The sequence below is a fragment of the Archangium sp. genome (assembly GCF_036389735.1).
GTDB lineage: Bacteria > Myxococcota > Myxococcia > Myxococcales > Myxococcaceae > Archangium.
On sequence record NZ_DASVWK010000392.1, the window covers coordinates 1 to 5,723 of the forward strand.

General features: G+C 69.2%; 7 protein-coding genes, 1 tRNA gene and 1 pseudogene. 7 read left to right on the forward strand and 2 right to left on the reverse strand.

Going from position 1 to position 5,723, the window contains the following annotated elements; all coding sequences use genetic code 11:
* From VF794_RS13955 to VF794_RS13985, 7 genes are all read left to right on the forward strand, one after another.
* Positions 1-316, forward strand: a 316-nt coding sequence (locus VF794_RS13955; RefSeq protein ID WP_331110569.1) for an aminotransferase class V-fold PLP-dependent enzyme, incomplete at its 5' end; no start/stop codon positions are given.
* A gap of 24 nt (positions 317-340) precedes the next feature.
* Positions 341-739, forward strand: coding sequence for a Fe-S cluster assembly scaffold IscU (iscU, locus tag VF794_RS13960; protein WP_331110571.1), 399 nt, complete (start codon positions 341-343; stop codon positions 737-739).
* Positions 740-765: 26 nt separating this feature from the next.
* Positions 766-1,164 carry an iron-sulfur cluster assembly accessory protein gene (locus VF794_RS13965; RefSeq protein WP_331110572.1) on the forward strand — a complete coding sequence of 133 codons (399 nt, stop codon included), beginning with the start codon at positions 766-768 and terminating at the stop codon, positions 1,162-1,164.
* 151 nt (positions 1,165-1,315) lie between these two features.
* A complete protein-coding gene (hscB, locus tag VF794_RS13970) occupies positions 1,316-1,882 on the forward strand; it encodes a Fe-S protein assembly co-chaperone HscB (protein WP_331110578.1) in 567 nt (188 codons plus the stop codon).
* Complete coding sequence (gene hscA, locus VF794_RS13975; RefSeq protein WP_331110574.1) at positions 1,879-3,723, forward strand: Fe-S protein assembly chaperone HscA; 1,845 nt, start codon at positions 1,879-1,881, stop codon at positions 3,721-3,723. Before hscB ends, hscA begins: the two co-directional genes overlap by 4 nt.
* 1 nt (position 3,724) lies before the next feature.
* Entirely contained in the window at positions 3,725-4,102 is a 378-nt protein-coding gene (locus VF794_RS13980) for a 2Fe-2S iron-sulfur cluster-binding protein (RefSeq protein WP_331110576.1), read from the forward strand.
* 85 nt (positions 4,103-4,187) lie between these two features.
* Positions 4,188-4,271: transfer RNA gene (locus VF794_RS13985), tRNA-Leu, on the forward strand.
* 58 nt (positions 4,272-4,329) lie between these two features.
* Here the strand turns inward: VF794_RS13985 and VF794_RS13990 are convergent.
* Positions 4,330-5,412: a lysylphosphatidylglycerol synthase transmembrane domain-containing protein gene (locus VF794_RS13990; protein ID WP_331110577.1), complete on the reverse strand. Its 1,083-nt coding sequence runs from the start codon at positions 5,410-5,412 to the stop codon at positions 4,330-4,332.
* Positions 5,409-5,723, reverse strand: a pseudogene (locus tag VF794_RS13995) (phosphodiesterase); the annotation flags it as partial. The gene VF794_RS13990 and the pseudogene VF794_RS13995, both read right to left, overlap by 4 nt.

Consider the following 5,723-nt stretch of genomic DNA (forward strand, 5'->3'; position numbering starts at 1 on the left):
CCTCAACATCTCCTTCGCCTACGTGGAGGGCGAGGCGCTGATGATGGCCATCAAGGACGTGGCGGTGTCCTCGGGCTCCGCCTGCACCTCGGCCTCGCTGGAGCCCTCCTATGTGCTGCGGGCCTGCGGCGTGGAGGAGGAGCTGGCCCACAGCTCCATCCGCTTCGGCCTGGGCCGCTTCAACACCGAGGAAGAGGTCGACTTCGTCATCAAGCTCATGGTGGACAAGGTGAACCGCCTGCGCGAGATGAGCCCGCTCTACGAGATGGCGAAGGAAGGCATCGACCTCAAGAGCATCGAGTGGACGGCGCACTAACCAAGGCTTCTGAAGGAGTACCCCATGGCTTACAGCGACAAGGTCATCGACCACTACGAGAACCCCCGTAATGTCGGCACGCTCGACAAGTCGGACCCCAATGTGGGGACCGGCCTGGTGGGTGCTCCCGCGTGCGGCGACGTGATGCGCCTGCAGCTGAAGATCACCGACGAGGGCATCATCGAGGACGCCCGCTTCAAGACGTTCGGGTGTGGCTCGGCCATCGCGTCCAGCTCGCTCGTCACCGAGTGGGTGAAGGGCAAGACGGTGGATCAGGCGATGACCATCTCCAACAAGGACGTGGCGCGCGAGCTGGCGCTGCCGCCGGTGAAGATCCACTGCTCGGTGCTGGCCGAGGACGCCATCAAGGCGGCCATCGCGGACTTCAAGCAGAAGCGCGAAGCCAAGCAGCACAAGGCGTAGGCAGTACCGAAGCAAGGAGGCACGTGATGAGCGAGCAGGCGACTACCCAGACGAGCCCGACGCAGACGACGCCTGCCGCCCCGGCCGCGAAGCCGGCGCGAGGCATCACGATTCACGAGAGCGCGGTGGCCCAGCTCCAGAAGCTCCTGGTGGAGCGGCAGACGCCGGACGCGGGGCTGCGGCTGGCGGTGCGTGGAGGCGGGTGCTCCGGGCTGGCGTACGTGATGGAGTGGGCGGAGAAGCCGCGCGAGAAGGACAAGATCTTCGAACGCGACGGGGTGCGGATCTTCGTGGACCCGAAGAGCTACCTGTACCTGCTGGGCACGGAGATCGTGTACGAGTCCACGCTGATGGCGTCGGGGTTCAAGCTGAACAACCCGAACGTGAAGGGCTCGTGCGGCTGCGGCGAGAGCTTCTCGGTCTGACCCACCACCCCGGGGTGAGGGTCTTCAAGTGGGGCTCGGCCGAGGAAAGCCGGGCCCTTTCGTTTTGCCCCCGGAAAGGGGACGCGAAGTGAAGTGCTGGAACTGTGAGAAGGACACGGCGGGGCGCCCGTTCTGCCCGGCCTGCGGGAAGATCGCCGCGAGGCCGCCGGGCGCCACGCACTTCGACGTGTTCGGGCTGCCGAGGGCGTACGACGTGGACGTGCCCGCGCTGGAGAAGCAGTACCGGGAGCTGTCCCTCCAGCTGCACCCGGACCGCTTCGCCCAGGCGGAGGCGCGCGAGCGCCGGCTGTCGCTGGAGCAGACGACGGGGCTCAACGAGGCCTTCAAGACGCTCAAGGACGCCACGAAGCGGGCCTTCTACCTGTTGAAGCTGCACGGGGTGGACCTGGAGCGCGAGGACACCGGCGCGCAGAAGGACATGCCCCTCGAGTTCCTCGAGGAGGTCATGGAGCTGCGCGAGGCGCTGGACGAGGCCATGGCGGCGAAGAACCTGGAGCGGGCCCAGAAGATGGGCGCCGAGGTGGAGGGCCGTCGCAAGGCCGCCCTCCAGGAGGCCGTGGACACGCTGCGCACCCTGGAGAAAGGCGTGCCCGTCGAGTCCTCGGTGAAAAAGGCTTCGCATGCCCTGGGACGGGTGAGGTACTTCACGCGCTTCCTCGAGCAGGTGGAAGCCTTCGAGGAGGAGATGCTGGCGTGAGCAAGAACGGCTACCTGCAGATTCACGACCCCCTCAAGCCCAAGGGGCATGCGGTGGGCATCGACCTGGGGACGACGAACTCGCTGGTGGCGAGCGTCCTCCAGGGCAAGCCCCGCTGCATCCCGGCGGACGAGGGCGACTCGAACCTCCTGCCCTCGGTGGTGCACTACGGGAAGGAAGGGGGCGTGGTGGTGGGGGCACGCGCGAAGGCGCTCGCCGCCGAGCACCCCACGGACACCATCATCTCCGTGAAGCGCTTCATGGGCCGCGGCCCGGAGGACGCGGAGACGCGCAAGCTGGGCGCCTACAAGTTCACCGGCGGCGGCAAGGTGGTGCGCTTCGACGTGGCCGGCGGCCAGCCCGTGACGCCCATCGAGGTGTCCGGGGAGATCCTCCGCGCCCTCAAGCGCCGCGCGGAGAGCTACTTCTCCGGCCGGGTGGAGCAGGCCGTCATCACCGTGCCCGCCTACTTCGACGACGCCCAACGCCAGGCCACCAAGGACGCGGGCCGACTCGCCGGCCTGGACGTGCTGCGCCTCCTCAACGAGCCCACCGCCGCGGCGCTCGCCTACGGCCTCGACAAGGGCAGCCAGGGCACCTACGCGGTGTATGACCTCGGCGGCGGCACCTTCGACGTCTCCATCCTCAAGCTCGTGGACGGCGTCTTCGAGGTGAAGTCCACCGGCGGCGACTCGGCCCTCGGCGGCGACGACTTCGACCGGGCCATCGCCCAGCGCGTGCTGGAGGCCCTGGGCCAGTCCTCCCCCTCCCCCTCCCAGGTGGCCGAGCTGCTGGCCGCCTCGCGCAAGGCCAAGGAGGCCCTCACCGACGCGCCCGAGGTGGAGTTCACCGCGGGCTCGCACCGGCGGACGCTCCGCCGCGAGGACTTCGAGGAGTGGATCCGCCCGCTCATCCAGAAGACGGGCGTGGTGTGCCGCCGGGCCCTCAAGGACGCGGGCGTGGCGGCCTCGGAGCTGGACGGCGTCATCCTCGTGGGCGGCGCCACCCGCGTGCCCGCCGTGCGCCGCTTCGTGGCCGAGCTCTTCGGCCGCGAGCCGCTCAGCGACATCGACCCGGATCAGGTGGTGGCGCTCGGGGCGGCCGTCCAGGCGGACCTGCTCACCAACGTGGACCGGCAGGACGAGGTGCTCCTGCTGGACGTCATCCCCCTGTCGCTCGGCCTGGAGACGATGGGCGGCCTGGTGGAGAAGCTGATTCCGCGCAACTCCACCATCCCCACCGCCGCGGCCCAGGTCTTCACCACCTTCAAGGACGGGCAGACGGGCCTGGACGTCCACGTGCTCCAGGGCGAGCGCGAGCTGGTGGAGGACTGCCGCAGCCTCGCCCGCTTCACCCTGGGGGGGATTCCGCCCCTGCCCGCCGGCCTCGCCCGGGTGGAGGTGCGCTTCCAGGTGGACGCGGACGGCATCCTCGCCGTCACCGCCAAGGAGCAGAGCACCGGCACCACCCAGTCCATCACCGTCAAGCCCAGCCACGGGCTCTCGGATGAGGAGATCGAGCAGATGCTGCTCGACTCCATCGACCACGCCGAGGACGACGTGCAGGTGCGTCAGCTGCGCGAGCAGCGGGTGGAGGCCGAGCGCGTCCTCTCGGAGGCCGAGCGCCAGCTCGGGGCGCACTCCGCGCTGCTGGCCGACGGCGAGCGGGCCACCATCGAGGCGGCCATGGGGAAGGTGCGCGAGGTGGCCAAGGGCAACGACCACCACGCCCTCAAGGAGTCCATCCACGCCCTGGACGACGTGTGCAAGCCGTTCGTCGAGCGGGTGATGAACGAGGCCCTGACGAAGGTGGTCGCCGGCCACTCGGTCGAGGAGTTCTGACGTGCCCAAGGTCCACTTCAAGAGCCCCCTGACCGACGTCACCGTGGAGGTGCCCCCGGGGACCACCCTGCTGGACGCCGCCGAGAAGTGCGGCGCCCAGGTGGGTCACTCCTGCGGCGGGGTGTGCGCCTGCTCCACCTGCCACATCTGGGTGCGCAAGGGCCTCGAGTCCCTCTCGGAGCAGACGGACCAGGAGATGGACCGGTTGGACATGGGCTTCGACGTGCGCCCGTACTCCCGCCTGTCCTGCCAGTCCGAGGCGGGGAATGAAGATCTCCTCGTGGAGATTACCGAGGAGTCCCTCACGGCCTACATGGATGAGAACCCCGCCGTCCGGCGCCGGCTCGAATCCGAGGGGAAATGGCCGCTGAAGAAGTGATGTTGAAACAACTGCTTGACGGGGACGAGTCAGGCATCTATACACCGCACCCGTCGACGCAACGCACCGCCGAGACGCACCGCCTGCCCAGGTGGTGGAATTGGTAGACACACTAGATTCAGGGTCTAGCGCCTGCAAGGGCATGGAGGTTCGAGTCCTCTCCTGGGCACTGAAAAAGGCTCCGACTGAAAAGTCGGGGCCTTTTTCGTTTCCGGCCCCCTGCCCGCTCAGCCGGGAGTGTGGACGGGCTGCACGGCCTCATGGGCCACGTGGCTGGTGGCCTGACGGGCCAGGCTCCCCCCCTTGCGCAGGTCCTTGATGCGGATGCCCCGGAGGTGGACGGAGAAGGCCCCCACCGTTGCCTGGCTCAGCACCGTGCCCAGCCAGGTGAGGATGGAGAAGGCCGCCGCGTCCTCGGCCGAGGCGCCCAGCAGTCCCCGCGCCGCCCAGCTGGTGACTCCGAAGTAGATGCCCATGCCCGCCGGCACCCCGGGGGCCTGGCCGAGCGCGATGGCGCCCAGGACGACGGCGCCGGCGAAGAGGCCTCCGCTCACGCCAATGCCCCGGAGGGCCAGCCCATAGCCCAGCGCGGGGGCCAGCACCGGCCCGATGGAGAAGAACAGCGCCTTGGCCATGCCCCGGAAGCTGCGCGCGGTGCCCAACCCCTCGGACACGTGCCCCAGCAGGTGCCGCACCCGGGGCAGCCGCTTCCTGCCCTCCAACAGGCGGGCGAGTGGCAGCGCGTAGTGGGCCAGCAGCACCACCACCACCACCAGGCCCACGCACACCGCCACCGCGACCCGGAGCTGCGGGGCGAAGTGGGACATCGTCTCGCCGAAGGGCCCGAGGAAGGACACGGCCACCAGCCCCATCAGCGCGGCGAACTCCAGCAGCTTGCACACCGCCACCGAGCCCAACCCCTGGAGGAAGGGGATGCGCTGGGTGCGCGAGAGCAGGAAGGAGCGCATGAAGTCGCCGAGCTTCCCGGGCAGCGCGTTGTGGGTGAAGGCCCCAATCGCCACCAGGTGGTAGCGCTCGCGCAGGGGCACGGGCTGGCTCAACGTCCTCTGCCACTGCACCGCCCGCAGCGGGATGATGGACGCCGACAGCAGCATGAAGGGAATGAGCCAGCGCAGGTGCCCGGGCAGGTCCCGCACGAACTTCCCCAGCGGGAAGCGCTGGATGAGCAGCGGCCCGTCCCCACCCAGGTTCCACCGGAAGAAGACGCTGGAAATGAGGAGGGCGGAGAGCATCACCCCCACCACTCCCAGGAGTACCTTGAGGTACGTCCGGCCCGCTGCCCGCTTCATGTCGCCTCCGCCCACCTCGCCTCCGCGCTCACCACGGGCCGGGCCCCGTCGCGGTACACCTCGGACAGCCGCTCATGCAGCTGCGTGCAGTGGCTCAGCCCGGACAGGTCCACCGGCAGCTCTCTCGGCCAGCAGACGATGCTGGACGTCTCCGTGCGCGTGAGGCCGCCATGCGAGCCGAACTCCCAGGCGAAGCCCACCGTGCCGCCCTTGGACACCGCCTGGCCATAGAGAACGAGGTCTCCCGCGGTGGGCATGTGGGGCAGCTCGCGCAGGAAGTCCGCCACCGCGCGGCGCGAGAACTCCGCATC

Coding starts and splice junctions, on each gene's coding strand:
- VF794_RS13965 (WP_331110572.1), top strand. CDS start 766: ATGAGCGAGCAGGCGACTACCCAGACGAGCCCGACGCAGACGACGCCT.
- VF794_RS13990 (WP_331110577.1), bottom strand. CDS start 5,412: ATGAAGCGGGCAGCGGGCCGGACGTACCTCAAGGTACTCCTGGGAGTG.
- iscU (WP_331110571.1), top strand. CDS start 341: ATGGCTTACAGCGACAAGGTCATCGACCACTACGAGAACCCCCGTAAT.